Genomic DNA, 16,587 nt, shown 5'->3' with positions numbered 1-16,587 from the left:
ATTCCCGAGTTTCAGGCATGAGCGATCGACGGCTTTCTCTCAATCTCTTCATCTATCCGGGCGGCCATCACGAGGCGGCGTGGCGCTACAAGGGCTCCGCCGCGGACCGCATCCTCGACGTCACCTTTTATCAGGAGCTGGCGCAGAAGGCCGAAGCGCACAAGTTCGACGCGATCTTCTTTGCCGACGGACCGGCCCTGGCCGACAATGTCCGCTACGCGCAGCGCTTCCGCTTCGAGCCGATCACCTGGCTCGCCGCAATCGCGGTCGCCACCAAGCGGATCGGCCTGATCGCAACCGCGTCGACGACCTACAGCGAACCTTATAACCTCGCCCGCCTGTTCGCCTCGCTCGATCATCTCAGCGGCGGCCGCGCCGGCTGGAACATCGTGACGACAAGCACGGCGCAGGCGGCGCAGAATTTCGGCCTGCCGGAGCATCCGCCGCATCACGAACGCTATGAGCGGGCGCGGGAATATCTCGACGTCATCACCCGTCTCTGGGACAGCTGGGAAGACGATGCGCTGATCAACGATCCCGTCTCCGGGGTCTTTGCCGATACCGACAAGATCCACGCGATCGACCACGTCGGGAAGCATTTTCGGGTTCGCGGGCCGCTCAACATCTCGCGGACGCCGCAGGGACGGCCGGTCTACATCCAGGCGGGCTCGTCGGACGACGGCCGCGCCTTTGCCGCGCGCTTCGCGGAAGCGATCTTCACCGCGCATCAGACGCTGGCGAGCGCCCAGGAATTCTACGCCGACATCAAGCGTCAGGCGCGCCTCTTCGACCGCAGCCCCGATCAGATCAAGGTCCTGCCGGGCATCAGCCCCTTCATCGCCAGCACGCAAGCCGAGGCGGATCGGCTGCAGGACGAATTCAATGAGCTAATCCAGCCGGAATATTCGCTGACCCAGCTGCGCCAGATGATCGGGCTCGACCTCTCCGGTTTCCATCTCGACGGCCCGTTCCCGCGCCATCTGATCGACACCAACGGTGCACGCGGCGTGGCCAGCCGCTTCAAGCTCGTGGTCGACATCGTCGACCGCGAGAAGCCGACGATCCGCCAGCTCGTCCAGCGCCTCGCCGGCGCGCGCGGACACTGGGTGATTGCCGGCCCGCCGGAGAAGATCGCCGACAATATCCAGACCTGGTTCGAGAACGGCGCCGCCGACGGCTTCAACGTCATGCCGCCCTGGCTGCACGGCGGATTCGATGTCTTTGCCGAGCAGGTCGTTCCGATCCTGCGCAAGCGCGGCCTGTTCCGCGACGACTACGCCGGCACGACATTGCGCGATCATTACGACCTGAATCGGCCGCCGAGCGTCTTTTCCGGCTCGATTCAGGCGATCGCCTGAACGCTTCCCATTCCCAAATCGTTCGGCCTTCCGCGGCAAGTGCTGCCGCACGGCTCCCATCAGGATGCAATAACGACCATGCAGACTGCGCGCTTCTCCTGGCTTTCCGCCCTCCTGCTTCTTGGCGCCGTGATCGGTGCCACCGTGCGCGCAGAGACGCCTGCCAAGCCCGAGTTGAAAGTCGGTTTTGTCCCGGGCCCCTATATCGACGAGTTCAAGGTCGGCGTGGCGCCGGAGCTGCAGAACAAGGGCTATCGCATCAGATATGTCGAGTTCTCCACCGGGCTCGAGGCCAACAACGCGGTGTTCAAGGGCGAGATCGATGCCAACGTGATGCAGCACACGATCTTCCTGAACTCCTATAACGTACGGCAAAGCACCGATCTCGTCGGAATCGTCCACGTGCCGACGCCGCCGATGGGGCTCTATTCCAAGAAGCACCTGCCGGGCACCCCGATCAGGCCGGGCTCGACGATCGCGGTGCCCAACGACCCCGTCAATCTGCAGCGCGCATTGTGGATCCTGCGCGACCTCGGCCTCGTCGAGATCCGCGACTCAATGCCGGTCGACGTCAGCGAGCTCGACGTCATCAAGAACCCCGGCGGCATCAAGATCGTGCCGCTGGAAGCAGCCCAGGCGCCGCGCGCGCTCGACGACGTCGACTTCGCCGCGATCCAGGGCAATTTCGCGATCTACAGCGGATTGAAGCTGACCAATGCGTTCGCGCTGGAAAGGATGACGACGCCCTACATCAACGTGGTCGCCGTCAAGAAGGCCAATGCGGATGCGGCGTGGGCGCAGGACATCGTTGCCGGCTACAAATCGCAGACCTTCAAGACCGCGATCTTCTCCGACCGCTTCTATGACGGGTTTACCTTGCCGGACTACCTGAGGTGATGGCCGAGCCGTCCAGAGCGCCGGAAATCATCCGAAGCAGCGCTCACACGGCTCGCTATCGCTGTCAGTTCGCTTTGGCCTTCACGTATCGGCCTGGCGCGGATTCCCCTGGAGGATAGAGATTGCTGCCGAGTTGCGGGCGGGCGGGCACCTGGTCTTCAGCCCACGGCTTGAGCCATGCGATCCAGTCGTTCCACCAGCTGCCCGGCTTTTCGGCCGCGCCCGCCAGCCATGCCGCCGGGTCGTCGCATCGCTCGTCCGACAGCCAATAGCTTCGCTTGTTCTTCGAGGCGGGGTTGATCACGCCGGCAATATGCCCGCTCGCGCCCAGCACAAAGCGGGTGTTGCCACTGAACAGGCCCGTGGTGCGATAGGCCGATCGCCAAGGCACGATGTGATCCTCAACGGTCGCAAGGACGTAGGCAGGCAGGTCGACCCGTCCGAGATCGATTGGCGTTCCGCACATCGTCAGGCGGTTCGGCTCCCGAAGGTTGTTCTCCAGGTACATGTTCCGGATGTACCAGCAATACATCGGCCCCGGCAGGTTCGTCACGTCGGCGTTCCAGAACAGAAGATCGAAACGCTCAGGCGATTTTCCCTTCAGATAGTTGTTGATCACGTTCGGCCAGATCAGCTCCTTCGAGCGCAGGGTCTGGAATACAAAGCCGAGCTCCGAGCCGCGGTAGATGCCGCCATTGCCGATGGTCTGCTCCCGCTGCCGCACCCCCTCCTCGTCCACGAACACGCCGAGGTCCCCCGGCTCGCGGAAGTCGAGCATCGTCGTCAGCAATGTCGCGCTGGCGACCGATTCGTCACGCCGCGTCCGCAGGATCGCCAGCGCAGACGACAGGATGGTTCCGCCGACGCACCAGCCGACCACGTTGACCTTGTCGGCACCGGAGATCGACCGAGCCACCTCGATCGCGCGCATGGCGCCCTGTTCGACGTAGTCGTCCCAGGCAAAGTGCCCGCATGAGACATCCGGATTACGCCAGGAGACCATGAAAACAGTCAGACCATGCTCGACCGCAAAGCGGACGAACGAATTGGCCGGCTGGAGGTCGAGAATGTAGAACTTGTTGATGCAGGGCGGCACGATCAGCAGCGGACGCGCCGTCACCTGCGCGGTCGCCGGTTCATATTGAATGAGCTGAAACAGCTCGTTCTCGAAGACGACCGCGCCCCTTGATGTGGCGACGTCCTTTCCGACTTCGAAAGCTTCCTCGTCGGTGATCGTCAGGCTGCCTCTGCCCAGATCGGTCATCAAATTGTCGAGACCGGCCTTGAGGCTCTGCCCCTCGCTGTCCGTCGCAAGCTTGATGACGTCAGGATTGGTGGCGATGAAATTGGTCGGGCTCATCGCCTCGACAAGCTGGCGCGTGAAGAAGCGCAAGCGATGCTTTTCCTTCTCATCGAGATCGAGCGCTTCGACGAAGTCGACGCAATAGCGCGCGTTCAGCAAATAGCATTGCTTCAAAACGCTATAGGCCGCGTTGTCCCGCCATTCCTCGGCGTTGAACCTGCGATCGCCACGCGCAGGCTCAATGCCCGCTTCGCTCGGCACCCCGGATGCCGATCTGATGATGTGCTCGGTGAGCTGGTACAGGCGCCTGAGGTGATCCGCCTGCAATTCGGCGAAGCGTTCCGACGAATTCAGGGTTGAGCCGAGGTTCGCCCCCTCGCGATCGACGTTCGTCGCCCACCCGAGCGACCGCCACAGGCTTTCCCCCGCTTTCATGAAACCCTCGACAAATTCGTCGGGCATGTTGAATGGTCGATTCATGACGTCCCTCGCTAGCCAAGATTGACTGGTTCGCTTCCGATCTCGGGCAGCTTCTACCGGCGCCCTTTGCTCTCGCGTTCACCGAGAGCCTGCTATCTATCCGGGCGCCCGCGCGGTGCGGACTTCCGCTGCTCCCGGCGCCGCAATTGCTCACCGCAGTCTCAGGCCCCGGAGCGCACAGCGCCCTCCCTGATCCCGTCGACACTGACGGAAAGGCGCTTGATCTTGTCGTACAGCGTCTGCTTCGGGATGCTCAGAAGCGCGGCGGTCGCCTGGACGTCGCCTTGCTTGCGCCGTAGCGCGTCCTCGATGATCGATCGCTCGATGTTCTCCAATTGCCGCGGCAATGACACGTCCGACGTACCGAAGCCCGCCTTGTTGATCGTCTTGCGGTCGAGCACACCAAGCACGAAACGATCGGCGACGTTGCGAAGTTCCCGCACATTTCCCGGCCATGAATAGGCCAGCAAATGCGACGTGGTCTGCTCGTCCAGGATCGGCGCATCACGCTCGAACCGCCGCGCCGCGTCCAGGGTGAAATGCTCGAACAGCAGCGGGATATCCTCCCGCCGCTCGCGCAGCGGTGGCAGCTCGATGAATGCGACGCCGAGGCGATAGTAGAGATCGGCACGAAACAGCCGCTTTTCGCTCAGTTCGAACAAATTCGTCTTGCTCGCGGCCACGACCCGGCAATCCACCGAGATCGGCTTGTTGGTTCCGACGCGCTCGATGGATCTGTCCTGCAGCGACCTTAGCAACTTGACCTGGACGCTCAGCGGCATGCTCTCGATCTCGTCGAGAAACAACGTCCCGCCATTGGCATATTCGATCTTTCCGATCCGTTGCCGGGTGGCACCAGTGAACGCGCCCACTTCGTGGCCGAACAGCTCGCTCTCGACCAGCGATTCTGGAAGGCCGCCGCAATTCACCGCGACATAGTTGCCGCCGCGGCGACCGCTGTGATTGTGCAGGCAGCGCGCGACCACGTCCTTGCCGGTTCCGGTTTCACCATAGATCGTGACGTCGACATTGGTCGTAGCCAGGGTGGAGACGAGCCGGCGCACTTCCTGGATCTGCGGCGATCGGCCCTGCAGGCTCGCCTCGATTCCCTGGCGATCGGCCAGGGCCGATCGCAGCGAACGAACCTCCAGCGTCAGCCGCCGCTTTTCCGCCGCCCGGCGCACCACCGAGATCAGCTGCTCCGAGGAGCACGGCTTCTCGATGAAGTCGTAGGCGCCGGTCCGCATCGCTTGCACGGCCATTGAAATATCGCCGTGACCGGTGATCAGGATCACCGGCAGATCCTGGTCCAGTCGACGCAGATCGGACAGCCATTCTAAGCCGCTCCGCCCGCGCAGGCGTACATCGCAGACCACGACGAAGGGCATGTCGGCACGAACGGATCCGTTGGCGGTCTCGACCGAGGCAAATCCGGAAACGGAAAATCCCGCGAGCTCGAGCGCCTGGACGCCGCCGATCCGAACGTCGTCGTCGTCTTCGACATAGATCACGCCGATCGATTGATCATCGCCCATGCGAAGCCGCCTCTGCTATCTCAGCCAATGGAAGAATCACGACAAACTCGGCGCCATCAGGCATCAGGTTTCGCGCACGCAGTTCGCCGCCAAAAGAGCGCGCGATGTGGTTGGAGAGCATCAGGCCGAGACCCAATCCCTTGCCGGCGGGCTTGGTCGTCACGAATGGCTCGAACATGCGCTGCAGAACGTCGGACGCGATCGCGGGTCCGCTGTTGCTGATCGCGATGCGGCACCGCGCGGTCTGCGCCTCCTCCCTGCTCGCCCGGATCAGGATCGACTTCTGTTCGACGCTCTCCACCGCATCCAGCGCATTCGCCACGATGTTGCACAACAGCTGCTCCAATCGCGTTTGATCGGCGACGACGGCCAGCTTCGCGTCGATATCGGTCGCGACGGCGACCCCGCCGTCCTTGACGCGCCCGGCGAGTATCTTGAGCGCCTCGGCGACGGCCTGTTCGACGGAGACCGCATCAAGCGGGCTGCTCGACTTGTATGCGAAAACCCGCAATTGGCTGGTCAGGCGTCCGAGCCGGCGTACCAACTCGCCAATTCGGGTAAGGTTTCCACGGGCATCGCCGATCGACCCGCGGTCGACCAGCAGGACCGCATTGTCGGCAGCAGTCTGCAGCGCAGCCAGCGGCTGGTTCAGTTCGTGCACGATGCCGGCCGACATCTGGCCGAGCGCGGCCAGCTTGCCGGCGTGAACGAGTTCGTCTTGCGCGGCCCGCAATTCGGCAGTGCGCTCCTGCACCCTCGTTTCGAGCATGTCGTTGGCCGTCTGCAACGCGGCCTGGCTGGCCAGCCGGTGCTTGATCTCTCTCCGGCGTTGCTCGACAAGGCCGAGCGCCAGCAGCGCAACGATGGCGACGAGCCCGGATATGCCCCCGATGATGAGTGCGATCTGCCGTGTGGGCGCCTCGTCATCGAGAAGGACCAGGTTCCACAAGCCGCGGTTGATCGGAAGCTCGCTGACCGTGTAGGCGGTTCCGTTCTGCGTGGTGATCCGGGCGGCGTCGCTCTCGGACTGGGCGGCGAAGGTCCATCCGAGTGGCGCTAGGTCGTGGTTTCCGTAGGGTTTGGACCGTGCAATGTCATCGCGCGTCTGGACCGACAGCGGCGCCATCGGGCGATAGCGCCACTCGTCGCGCGAGGCAAGGATCGTCACCTTGCGCTCGTCGACCAGAAGGATGTCGTTTTCGGTGTTGCGCCACGCACGCTCGAACGAGTCCAGATTGACCTTGACGGTGGCGACCCCTTTCGTCGTGCCGCCCACCTTCAGCGCATAAGACAGATAGTAGCCGGCGCGCGCCGTCGTGATGCCGATACCGAAGAACGCCCCGCGGCCGCTCGCGAGTGCTTCGCTCACATAGGGGCGATACGACAGGTTTTCGCCGAAGGGTGTCCCGGGCTGGTCGAAATCGGCTGCGGCCAGCGTCGCGCCGGAGACGCCCAGGACATAGAGGTTGTCGGCTCCCGCAAGCAGGTTGATCGACTTCAGATAAAGGCTGACGGTTTGCTGCAGTGCAGGATCGCTGGGGGCCTCGAGCAGCCGGAACACACTGGGTGACGTCTCCAGCAGGGACGGCAGATATTCGAATCTCGAAAGATAACCGTCGAGCCTGGCGGCCTCGACCGCCAGCCGCTGCTGCGCCGCGGCGTGCAAATGGTCGAGCCCGCGGCGAAACGTGATCGCATATCCAAGCCACGATGCCGCGGTGACCAGCGCAAGGGCAAGCGCGCCGCGAACCAGCCACCGCGTGGAAATGGGCATCACCAAACCGACTTTGGGAGGCCCCTTGATGTTCACCAGGGATGGAAGCTCCGTCATCTTGTGAACCAGCACAAAGCGGGGCGCGCCGGCCACTGCGGACGACCACTCACGCATGGGCCAACTCTATGGTCTTGCCCCGGAATACGCGACAGGAAAATCCGGTGTGGGCGATGATGCCCGGCAGCGTCATGCACACCTGGATCAGGATGAGCTTGAGCGTGGCAGGACTATTGGCGGCCTGCCAGACGGTGAGCTGGTCCATCACGACGTCGATCTCCTCCGCGACCGCAATCAATGCAGCTTGACGTGCGGTTCGGTCCGCCGGGTGATCAGGCGGGCCAGCGTGTCGAGCGCGACCTTCGCCGGACCGTGCAGGGCGTATTCGTGCATCTTGTACAGCGATAGGTACATCATCCGCGCGAACAGCCCCTCGAAGACAAGGCTGCCACCCACCAGCGCGCCCATCATCGAGCCGACCGTGCTGAATTCGCCGAGCGACACCAGCGACCCGAAGTCCCGGTAACGATAATCCTTGAGCGCCTCGCCCTGCAGAAGCCGCGGGATCTGGGAATAGAGGTGGGAGGCCTGCTGATGCGCCGCCTGGGCGCGGGGCGGCACATTGCCCCGTTCGCCCCATGAGCAGGCCGAACAGTCGCCGATCGCGAAGATGTTGTCGTCGCGCGTGGTCTGCAGGGTCGGCCGCACCACCAGCTGATTGATGCGGTTGGTTTCGAGGCCGGCAATATCCTTCAGGAAATCCGGTGCCTTGACTCCGGTGGCCCAGACGATCAGCTCGGCAGGAATCGTCCGGCCGTCGGTCAGGCTGACATGGTCGCAACCGACCTCGGAAACCTTGGCGCCGACCAAGAGATCGACGCCAAGCCTGACGAGGAGTTTCTCCGTCTCTTGCGAAACCCGTTCCGGCAGCGCGGGAAGCACCCGGTCCGCGGCTTCAATCAGCGTGATCCTGATGTCCTTGTGCGGATCGACCTGATCGAGGCCATAGGCCACCACCTCCCGCGTCGTCCGGTGCAGCTCCGCCGCAAGCTCGACTCCGGTCGCGCCGGCGCCGATGATTGCGACTTTCAACTGGTGCTCCGCGAGAGCCGACGATTGGGCGTGGGCGCGGATGCACGCATTGACCATGCGTTCGTGGAAGCGCTTCGCATCGACCTGCGATTCGAGCTTGATCGCGTGATCCACGACACCAGGCGTGCCAAAGTCGTTGTTCTGGCTGCCGACGGCGATGACAAGGACGTCATAGTCGAAGCTGCGCTTCGGCGTCACCTCGCGACCTTCGGCATCGAGATACGGCGCCACCTGCACCTGGCGCCGCTCCCGGTCGATCCCGATCATCTCGCCAATCCGGTAGCGAAAGCCGTGCCAATAGGATTGCGCGAGATAGTCGACCTCATGGGCGGCGATATCCATGCTGCCGGCCGCGATCTCGTGCAGCTTCGGCTTCCAGACATGGGTGCGGTTGCGCTCGATCAGCGTAACGTCGAGCTTTCCCTTGCGGCCGTATTTGTCGCCGAGCCGGGTCGCGAGCTCCAGTCCGCCCGCGCCGCCGCCGACGATCACGACCCGCCGCTTTCCCGATTGCACCTCACTCATGATGGCCTCGACCGATCGCGTTCACGTCCGCCCAATCATGTCCTTCCGGTCAGGCGCGCTCGGAAACCGCATCCGCGACGGCGACTGCAGCCATGTTCACGATGCGGCGGACAGTGGATGATGGCGTGAGAATATGCGCCGGCTTTGCCGCGCCAAGCAAAATCCCGCCGACCGTCAGCCCCTGCCCCGCGGCCATCCGCAACAGATTGTAGGAGATGTTGGCGGCATCCAAATTGGGCATCACCAGCACGTTGGCCGGACCGACGAAGCCGGAATCGGGGAATTCATGATCGAGCACGGACTGCGAAAGCGCCGCATCGCCGCGCATCTCGCCCTCCACGGCCAGATCGGGCGATCGCCCGCGAATGATCGCACGCGCCTCCCGCATCTTGTGCGCTTCCGGCACCGCCGAGCTCCCAAAACTCGAATGCGACAGCAGCGCCACCCTCGGCGTGATACCGAAGCGCTTGACCTCCTCGGCTACCAGCAAGGCGATGTCGGCAACCTGCTCGGCAGACGGGTTGAGATTGCAGTGGGTATCGCAAATGAAAAGCTGATGCTGCGGGAGAATGAGCATCTGCATCACGGCTAGTGTCCGCACGTTCTCCCGCGTTCCGATCACGTTGCGGATCGCAGCCAGGTGATCCGCGGTCCGTCCGATCACGCCGCACAGCATAGCGTCGCCGATGCCCCGTTCGAGCAGGATCGACGCAAGCACGGTCGCGTTGCTCCGCGTCTCCGAGAGCGCCAGCGCGGCCGACACGCCATCGCGCTTCCTGCGCAGATGGTAGACATCGGCGCATTTGGCGTAGACCTCGGCATCGTGCGGATCGATGATCTCGCAGTCGGTGCCGGGCTTGAGCCGGAGGCCGAATGCCGTGATCCGATCGTCGATCGTCGCCGGCCGGCCAAGCAGCAGCGGCCTGGCGATCCCCTCGTCGACGATGACCTGCGCCGCGCGCAGCACGCGCTCATCCTCGCCCTCCGCGAGAACGAGGGATTTTCCGCTTCCCTTGGCCACGGAAAAGACCGGCTGCATCGCGTTGCCGGATTGATAGACGAACCGGCCCAGCTGCTGGCGATAGGCATCCATATCGGCGATCGGACGTCGGGCGACGCCGCTGTCGGCCGCGGCCCTGGCCACCGCCGGCGCGATCATCTCGATCAGGCGCGGGTCGAACGGCTTCGGAATGAGGTAATCGCGGCCGAAGCGAAGCCCCTCGCCCTTGTAGGCGGCGGCAACGACTTCCGGAACCTCCGTCATGGCGAGGTCCGCGAGCGCGCGGACCGTCGCAAGCTTCATCTCCTCATTGATGGTGGTCGCCCCGCAGTCGAGCGCGCCGCGGAAGATGAACGGGAAGCAAAGCACATTGTTGATCTGGTTGGGGTAGTCCGAACGCCCGGTGCCGATGATCGCATCGGGACGAACCGCCAGCGCATCCTCCGGCATGATCTCGGGAATCGGATTGGCCATCGCGAAGATCAACGGATCCCGGCCCATCTTCTTGACCATATCAGGCGTCAGCACCTTGCCGGCCGACAGGCCGAGGAAGATGTCCGCGTCTTCAATGATATCGTCCAGCTTTCGCGCGTCCGTTTTCACGGCATAGCGCGCCTTGTTGTCGTCCATGCTTTCCACGCGGCCGGCATACACGACACCCTTGGCATCGGTCACGATGATCCGCTCGCGGCGCAGTCCAAGGCTCACGATCAGATCAAGACAAGCGAGCGCCGCGGCGCCGGCGCCGGAGCAAACCAGCTTGACGTCCGCGATGTCCTTCTTGACCAGCTTCAGACCATTGAGGATCGCTGCGGCCGCGATGATCGCGGTGCCGTGCTGATCGTCGTGGAACACCGGTATCTTCATCCGCTCGCGGAGCTTCTTCTCGATGTAGAAGCATTCCGGCGCCTTGATGTCCTCCAGGTTGATGCCGCCGAAGGTCGGCTCCATCCTGGCGATGGTCTCGATCAGCGCGTCGGGGTCTTCCTCGGCGAGCTCGATATCGAAGACATCGATTCCGGCGAACTTCTTGAACAGGCACGCCTTGCCTTCCATGACCGGTTTGCCGGCCAGCGCGCCGATATTGCCGAGGCCGAGCACCGCGGTGCCGTTGGTGATGACGGCGACGAGATTGCTGCGTGCCGTCAGCACATCGGCCTGTAGCGGGTCCTTGGCGATGACCAGGCAAGGCTCCGCCACACCCGGTGAATACGCCAGCGCCAGATCGCGCTGGGTGGCCATCGCCTTGGTCGGCACCACGGAAATCTTTCCCGGCGTCGGCAAGCGATGATATTCGAGTGCGGCTTCCTTCAGATCCTGGTCCATCATGTTCCCCGGCTTGATGTCTTCGTCCGAGGGGCCGCAATGGGCTTGTCCCTCGCTTTCATTTTCGCCCTCGGCTGACGCCAGGCGGGCCCGCGTCGAGCGCACGCGCCGTCACCCTTGCGGCGCGTTGCCGGAACAGCTCAGACCACGTGCTGACCGCCATTCGCCGAGATCGTCGAGCCCGTGACGAAGCCGGCATCGTCGGACGCCAGGAACAGTACCGCGCGCGCGATCTCGTGCGGTTCACCCAAGCGGCCGACCGGAATCTGAGGCAGGATGTTCTTGGCCACGATCTCCGGGTTGATCGCCTTGACCATCTCGGTGGCGATATAGCCGGGACAGATCGCGTTCACCGTGATCCCGGCGCGCGCGCCTTCCTGGGCCAGCGCCTTCACGAAGCCGATGTCGCCTGCCTTGGCGGCGGAGTAGTTGACCTGGCCCATCTGGCCCTTCTGGCCGTTGATCGAGGAGATGCAAATCACCCGGCCGAACTTCCGCTCGCGCATCCCTTCCCACACCGGCCGCGTCATGTTGAACAGCGAGTTCAAATTGGTGTTGATGACCGCGTACCATTGCTCCGCCGTCATCTTGTGGAACATGCCGTCCTTGGTGATGCCGGCATTGTTGACCAGCACCTCCACCGGCCCGAGATCGGCCTCGACCTGCTTCAGGCCGGCGACGCACGCCTCGTAGTTCGAGACATCCCATTTGTAGACATTGATGCCGGTCTCGGTCTTGAACTTCGCGGCCGCTTCATCATTGCCGGCATAGCTTGCCGCCACCTTGTATCCGGCTGCCTTGAGGGCGATCGAGATCGCCTCGCCGATACCGCGCGTTCCACCGGTCACCACTGCAACTCTGGACATGATTGCCTCCCGATCTTGATTGATTTGCACCCGCCGGCCCTTGTTGAGGTGAGCCCGGCCTCGCTCAGCGCTCGACCGTCAGGGCGACGCCCATGCCGCCGCCGATACACAGCGTGGCGAGACCCTTCTTCGCGCCACGCTTCTGCATTTCGAACAAGAGCGTCGTCAGAACCCGCGCGCCGGACGCGCCGATCGGATGGCCGATGGCAATGGCGCCACCGTTCACGTTCACGATCGACGGATCCCAGCCCATGTCCTTGTTGACGGCGATCGCCTGCGCCGCAAAGGCCTCATTGGCTTCGACAAGATCGAGGTCTTTGACTTTCCAGCCGGCCTTTTCCAGCGCCTTGCGCGATGCCGGAATTGGCCCCGAGCCCATCACCGCCGGATCGACGCCGGCGGTGGCCCACGAGACGATCTTCGCAAGCGGCGTCAGGCCGCGCTTGCTGGCTTCGTCGGCGCTCATCAACACCAGCGCGGCTGCACCGTCATTGAGACCCGAGGCGTTGCCGGCGGTCACCGTGCCTTCCTTGTTGAAGGCGGGCTTCAGCTTTGCAAGCGCGTCCAGCGTCGTGCCCACGCGAATATATTCGTCCTGGTCGACGACGACATCGCCCTTCCGGGTCTTGACCGTGACCGGAACGATCTCGTCCCTGAACCGGCCGCCCTTCTGCGCGTCCTCGGCCTTGTTCTGCGAGCCGGTCGCGAACGCATCCTGCTCCTCCCGCGTGATCTGCCATCTGGCGGCGATGTTCTCTGCCGTGACTCCCATGTGATAACCGTGGAAGGCATCGAGCAGGCCGTCCTTCAACATGGAGTCGACGAACTTGACGTCGCCCATCTTGGTGCCGCCGCGCATATGCGACAGATGCGGCGCCATCGACATCGACTCCATGCCGCCGGCGACGATGATCCTGGCGTCGCCATTGGCGATCTGCTGCAGGCCAAGCGCCACCGACCGCAGGCCCGAGCCGCACAGCTGGTTCATGCCCCACGCCGTCTTCTCCTGCGGAATGCCGGCTGCCATCGCGGCCTGCCGCGCCGGGTTCTGGCCCTCACCGCCGGACAAGACTTGGCCCAGGATGACCTCGTCGACGTCTTCAGGCGACACTTTGGCGCGTTCGAGGGCGCCCTTGATCGCGATCGCCCCGAGTTCGTGAGCGGGTATCGCCCCGAACGCTCCGTTGAAGGAGCCCACCGGTGTCCGCGCCGCGGAAACCACAACCACGTCCGTCATGACCAACTCCCTTGATACATTTCTGATGAACTGGCGGTGATCGTCGGCGACCACCTTCCGTATTCGCCTAGCCTGTCGTTACGGCGACTTCGATGTCGCTCGGATCGATGTCGCGATCGAGTCCGGCGCGCAGCTTCTCGCGGTCGAGTTCGCCTTCCCACCACGCCACGACGACGCAAGCGACGCCGTTGCCGCACAGATTGGTCAGCGCCCGGCATTCGCTCATGAACTTGTCGATGCCGAGTACGATCGCCATGCCGGGAAGCAGCTCCGGCCTGACTGCCGCAAGCGTGCCTGCGAGCGTGATGAAGCCGGCGCCCGTGATTCCCGAGGCGCCCTTCGACGTCAGCATGGCAACGATGAGGATCGTCATCTGCTCGCCGAAGCTGAGCTCAACATTCATCGCCTGGGCGATGAACAGCGTCGCCAAGGTCATGTAGATGTTGGTGCCGTCGAGGTTGAAGGAGTAGCCGGTGGGCACGACGAGGCCGACGACCGACTTGGAGCAGCCGAGACGCTCCAGCTTTTCCATCAGCTGCGGAAGCGCGCTTTCCGAGGATGACGTGCCGAGCACGATCAGCAGCTCGTCCTTGATGTATTTGAGGAACTTGAAGATGGAGAAGCCGGCGATGCGGGCGATGATGCCGAGCCCGACGACCACGAACAGCAGCGCGGTGAGATAGAAGGTCGCGATCAGACCGGCGAGATTGCCGAGCGCCTGGGGACCGTAGCGGCCGATCGTGTAGGCCATGGCGCCAAAAGCGCCGATCGGCGCGACCTTGACGACGATCGAAATGACGCCGAACATCGCATGCGCGACGTCGTCGATCATCGAACGGACCGTGTGAGCCCGTTCGCCGAGCCCCATCAGCGCGAAGCCGAACAGGATGGCGAACAGCAGCACCTGCAGGATCTCGCCCTGGGCGAACGCTCCGACCACGGTGTCCGGAATGATGTGCAGGACGAAGTCCACCGACTTCATCTCGCTCGCCTGCTTGGCATAGCCGGCGACCGCGGCGGCGTTCGACTGGCCCTGGAAGCCCGCGCCCGGCCGCAGCACGTTGGCGACGATCAGGCCCAGCGCAAGCGCAAAGGTCGAGACGACCTCGAAATAGACCAGCGACTTGATCGCGACGCGACCCACTTTCTTCACTTCGGAAATGTGGGCGATCCCCGAAACCACCGTGCAGAAGATGATCGGCGCAATCGCCATCTTGATGAGCTTGACGAAGCCGTCGCCCATCGCCTTGATCCAGTCGTTCTTGGCGAGATCAGGCCAGAGCCAGCCGACAATCACGCCGAGCACGATCGCCGCGAGCACCTGAACGTACAGAATCCGGTAAAACGGCTTCTTCTGCGTGACAGGCAACGTTCCGGACGTCGCAGTGGTCGCTGCAGACATTGTGTCTTCTCCCTGATCTCTCTGTGCCTGCGTATCGGCAGGCAAACGTCATTTCTTCTTCTGTGGCGGCAGATCGGTGCAATGGCCCTCAAAGACCTCCGCCGCCATGCCGATGGACTCGCCGAGCGTCGGGTGCGGATGAATGGTCTTGCCGATATCCGCCGGCTCGCATCCCATCTCGATCGCAAGGCAGACCTCGCTGATCAGATCGCCCGCATGCGTGCCGACGATCCCGCCGCCGATCACCCGATGGGACGCCGTGTCGAACAGCAGCTTGGTGAAGCCCTCGTCGCGTCCGTTGGCGATGGCCCGGCCAGAGGCCGCCCAGGGAAAGACCGCCTTGCCGAACTTGATGCCCTCGGCCTTGCACTGCTCCTCGGTCCTGCCGGCCCAGGCGACTTCGGGATCGGTGTAGGCAACGGACGGAATCTGCCGCGCATCGAAATACGACTTCTCGCCATGGGCCACTTCGGCCGCCACATGACCCTCATGCACAGCCTTGTGCGCCAGCATCGGCTGCCCGACGACGTCGCCAATCGCAAAAATGTGCGCCACGTTGGTGCGCATCTGCCTGTCGACGTCGATGAAGCCTCGATCGGTCACCGCGACACTGGCCTTCTCGGCGCCGATCTTCTTGCCGTTCGGGCTGCGGCCGACCGACACCAGAACGAGATCATAGAGCTGCGGCCCGGCAGGTGCCTGCTCGCCTTCGAAGCTCACCTCGATCCCGGCCTCGGTCGCTTTCGCGCCGACCGTCTTGGTCTTCAGCATCACCTTGTCGAAGCGACCCACGTTCATCTTGTCCCAGACCTTGACCAGGTCCCGGTCGGCGCCCTGCATCAGTCCGTCGAGCATCTCGACGACGTCGATGCGCGCGCCGAGCGTCGAATAGACCGTCGCCATTTCGAGCCCGATGATGCCGCCGCCGATCACCAGCATGCGCTTCGGGATCGACTTCAGCTGGAGCGCGCCGGTCGAGTCGACGATGCGCGGATCCTCGGGCAGGAACGGCAGCTTCGCGGCCTGACTGCCGGCGGCGATGATCGCCTTGGCGAACCTGATCGTCTTCTTGCCGCCCGCCACGGCGACCTCGAGATGATGCGGATCGAGGAACGCGCCGACGCCGGTCACCACTTCGACCTTGCGGGCCTTGGCCATCCCGGCGAGCCCGCCCGTCAGCTTCTTGACCACGCCGTCCTTGAACGCAAGCAGCTTGCCCAGGTCGATCTGCGGTGCGCCAAACGAAATCCCATGGTCGGGAAGATGCTTGACCTCGTCGACGACGGACGCCGTATGCAGCAGCGCCTTGCTCGGGATACAGCCGACATTGAGACACACGCCTCCCAGCGTGTCGTAACGCTCGACCAGCACGGTCTTCATGCCGAGATCGGCGGCGCGGAAGGCTGCCGAATAGCCGCCGGGACCGGCGCCCAGCACCAGCATGTCACATTCGATCTCAGCCTTGCCGGAATAGGACGCCGCGGCGGGCGCAACCGGCGGCGGCGCGGCGGCCGGCTGCGATGTGGGCGCGGGTGCCGGCGCAGCCGCGGCGCCTGCGGTCTCCAGCACGAGGATCGTCGACCCTTCGCTCACCTTGTCGTCGACCTTGACCCTGACCTCCTTGACGACGCCGGCGTGCGAGGACGGGATCTCCATCGACGCCTTGTCGGACTCGACCATGATCAGGCTGGTATCGACCGCGACGGTCTCGCCGGGCTTCACCATGACCTCGATGACGGCGACGTCCTTGAAGTCGCCGATATCGGGCACCTTCACTTCGATCTGCTGAGCCATG

At 63.7% G+C, this 16,587-nt stretch carries 12 protein-coding genes; 2 read left to right on the top strand and 10 right to left on the bottom strand.

Annotated features, from left to right (window positions below):
• Positions 1–17 precede the first annotated feature (17 nt).
• Together WDM24_RS08825 and WDM24_RS08820 are read left to right on the top strand one after the other, a co-directional pair.
• Positions 18–1,358 carry an LLM class flavin-dependent oxidoreductase gene (locus WDM24_RS08825; RefSeq protein ID WP_338830891.1) on the top strand — a complete coding sequence of 447 codons (1,341 nt, stop codon included), beginning with the start codon at positions 18–20 and terminating at the stop codon, positions 1,356–1,358.
• Positions 1,359–1,436: 78 nt separating this feature from the next.
• Positions 1,437–2,255, top strand: a complete 819-nt coding sequence (locus WDM24_RS08820; protein WP_338830889.1) for a MetQ/NlpA family ABC transporter substrate-binding protein — start codon at positions 1,437–1,439, stop codon at positions 2,253–2,255.
• Positions 2,256–2,319: 64 nt separating this feature from the next.
• Here WDM24_RS08820 and WDM24_RS08815 read toward each other — a convergent pair whose 3' ends face one another.
• The 10 genes from WDM24_RS08815 to lpdA all read right to left on the bottom strand — a co-directional run bounded on the left by WDM24_RS08815 (position 2,320) and on the right by lpdA (position 16,586).
• On the bottom strand, positions 2,320–4,038 hold the full coding sequence (locus WDM24_RS08815; RefSeq protein WP_338830888.1) for a class I poly(R)-hydroxyalkanoic acid synthase: 1,719 nt from the start codon (positions 4,036–4,038) through the stop codon (positions 2,320–2,322).
• A 161-nt stretch (positions 4,039–4,199) separates the two neighbouring features.
• On the bottom strand, positions 4,200–5,573 hold the full coding sequence (locus WDM24_RS08810) for a sigma-54 dependent transcriptional regulator (RefSeq protein ID WP_338830887.1): 1,374 nt from the start codon (positions 5,571–5,573) through the stop codon (positions 4,200–4,202).
• The gene (locus WDM24_RS08805) at positions 5,563–7,461 is read right to left on the bottom strand and encodes a sensor histidine kinase (protein ID WP_338830886.1); all 1,899 of its coding nucleotides are present in this window, start codon (positions 7,459–7,461) and stop codon (positions 5,563–5,565) included. The genes WDM24_RS08810 and WDM24_RS08805 overlap by 11 nt, the downstream gene beginning before the upstream one ends.
• Entirely contained in the window at positions 7,454–7,609 is a 156-nt protein-coding gene (locus WDM24_RS08800; protein WP_338830885.1) for a hypothetical protein, read from the bottom strand. The genes WDM24_RS08805 and WDM24_RS08800 overlap by 8 nt, the downstream gene beginning before the upstream one ends.
• Positions 7,610–7,638: 29 nt before the next feature.
• Complete coding sequence (locus tag WDM24_RS08795) at positions 7,639–8,961, bottom strand: NAD(P)/FAD-dependent oxidoreductase (RefSeq protein ID WP_338830884.1); 1,323 nt, start codon at positions 8,959–8,961, stop codon at positions 7,639–7,641.
• A 49-nt stretch (positions 8,962–9,010) separates the two neighbouring features.
• The gene (locus WDM24_RS08790) at positions 9,011–11,287 is read right to left on the bottom strand and encodes an NADP-dependent malic enzyme (protein ID WP_338830882.1); all 2,277 of its coding nucleotides are present in this window, start codon (positions 11,285–11,287) and stop codon (positions 9,011–9,013) included.
• Between the two features lie 140 nt (positions 11,288–11,427).
• Positions 11,428–12,153, bottom strand: coding sequence for an acetoacetyl-CoA reductase (gene phbB, locus WDM24_RS08785; protein ID WP_338696818.1), 726 nt, complete (start codon positions 12,151–12,153; stop codon positions 11,428–11,430).
• A 64-nt stretch (positions 12,154–12,217) separates the two neighbouring features.
• Entirely contained in the window at positions 12,218–13,390 is a 1,173-nt protein-coding gene (locus WDM24_RS08780) for an acetyl-CoA C-acetyltransferase (RefSeq protein ID WP_338830881.1), read from the bottom strand.
• Between the two features lie 67 nt (positions 13,391–13,457).
• Complete coding sequence (locus WDM24_RS08775) at positions 13,458–14,792, bottom strand: dicarboxylate/amino acid:cation symporter (RefSeq protein WP_166303155.1); 1,335 nt, start codon at positions 14,790–14,792, stop codon at positions 13,458–13,460.
• A gap of 48 nt (positions 14,793–14,840) precedes the next feature.
• Positions 14,841–16,586 carry a dihydrolipoyl dehydrogenase gene (gene lpdA / locus WDM24_RS08770; protein ID WP_338830880.1) on the bottom strand — a complete coding sequence of 582 codons (1,746 nt, stop codon included), beginning with the start codon at positions 16,584–16,586 and terminating at the stop codon, positions 14,841–14,843.
• Between the last annotated feature and the right edge of the window lies 1 nt (position 16,587).

The organism is Bradyrhizobium sp. 27S5, assembly GCF_037217225.1.
GTDB classification, from domain to species: domain Bacteria; phylum Pseudomonadota; class Alphaproteobacteria; order Rhizobiales; family Xanthobacteraceae; genus Bradyrhizobium; species Bradyrhizobium septentrionale.
This window is presented reverse-complemented; position numbering and strand designations above follow the sequence as displayed.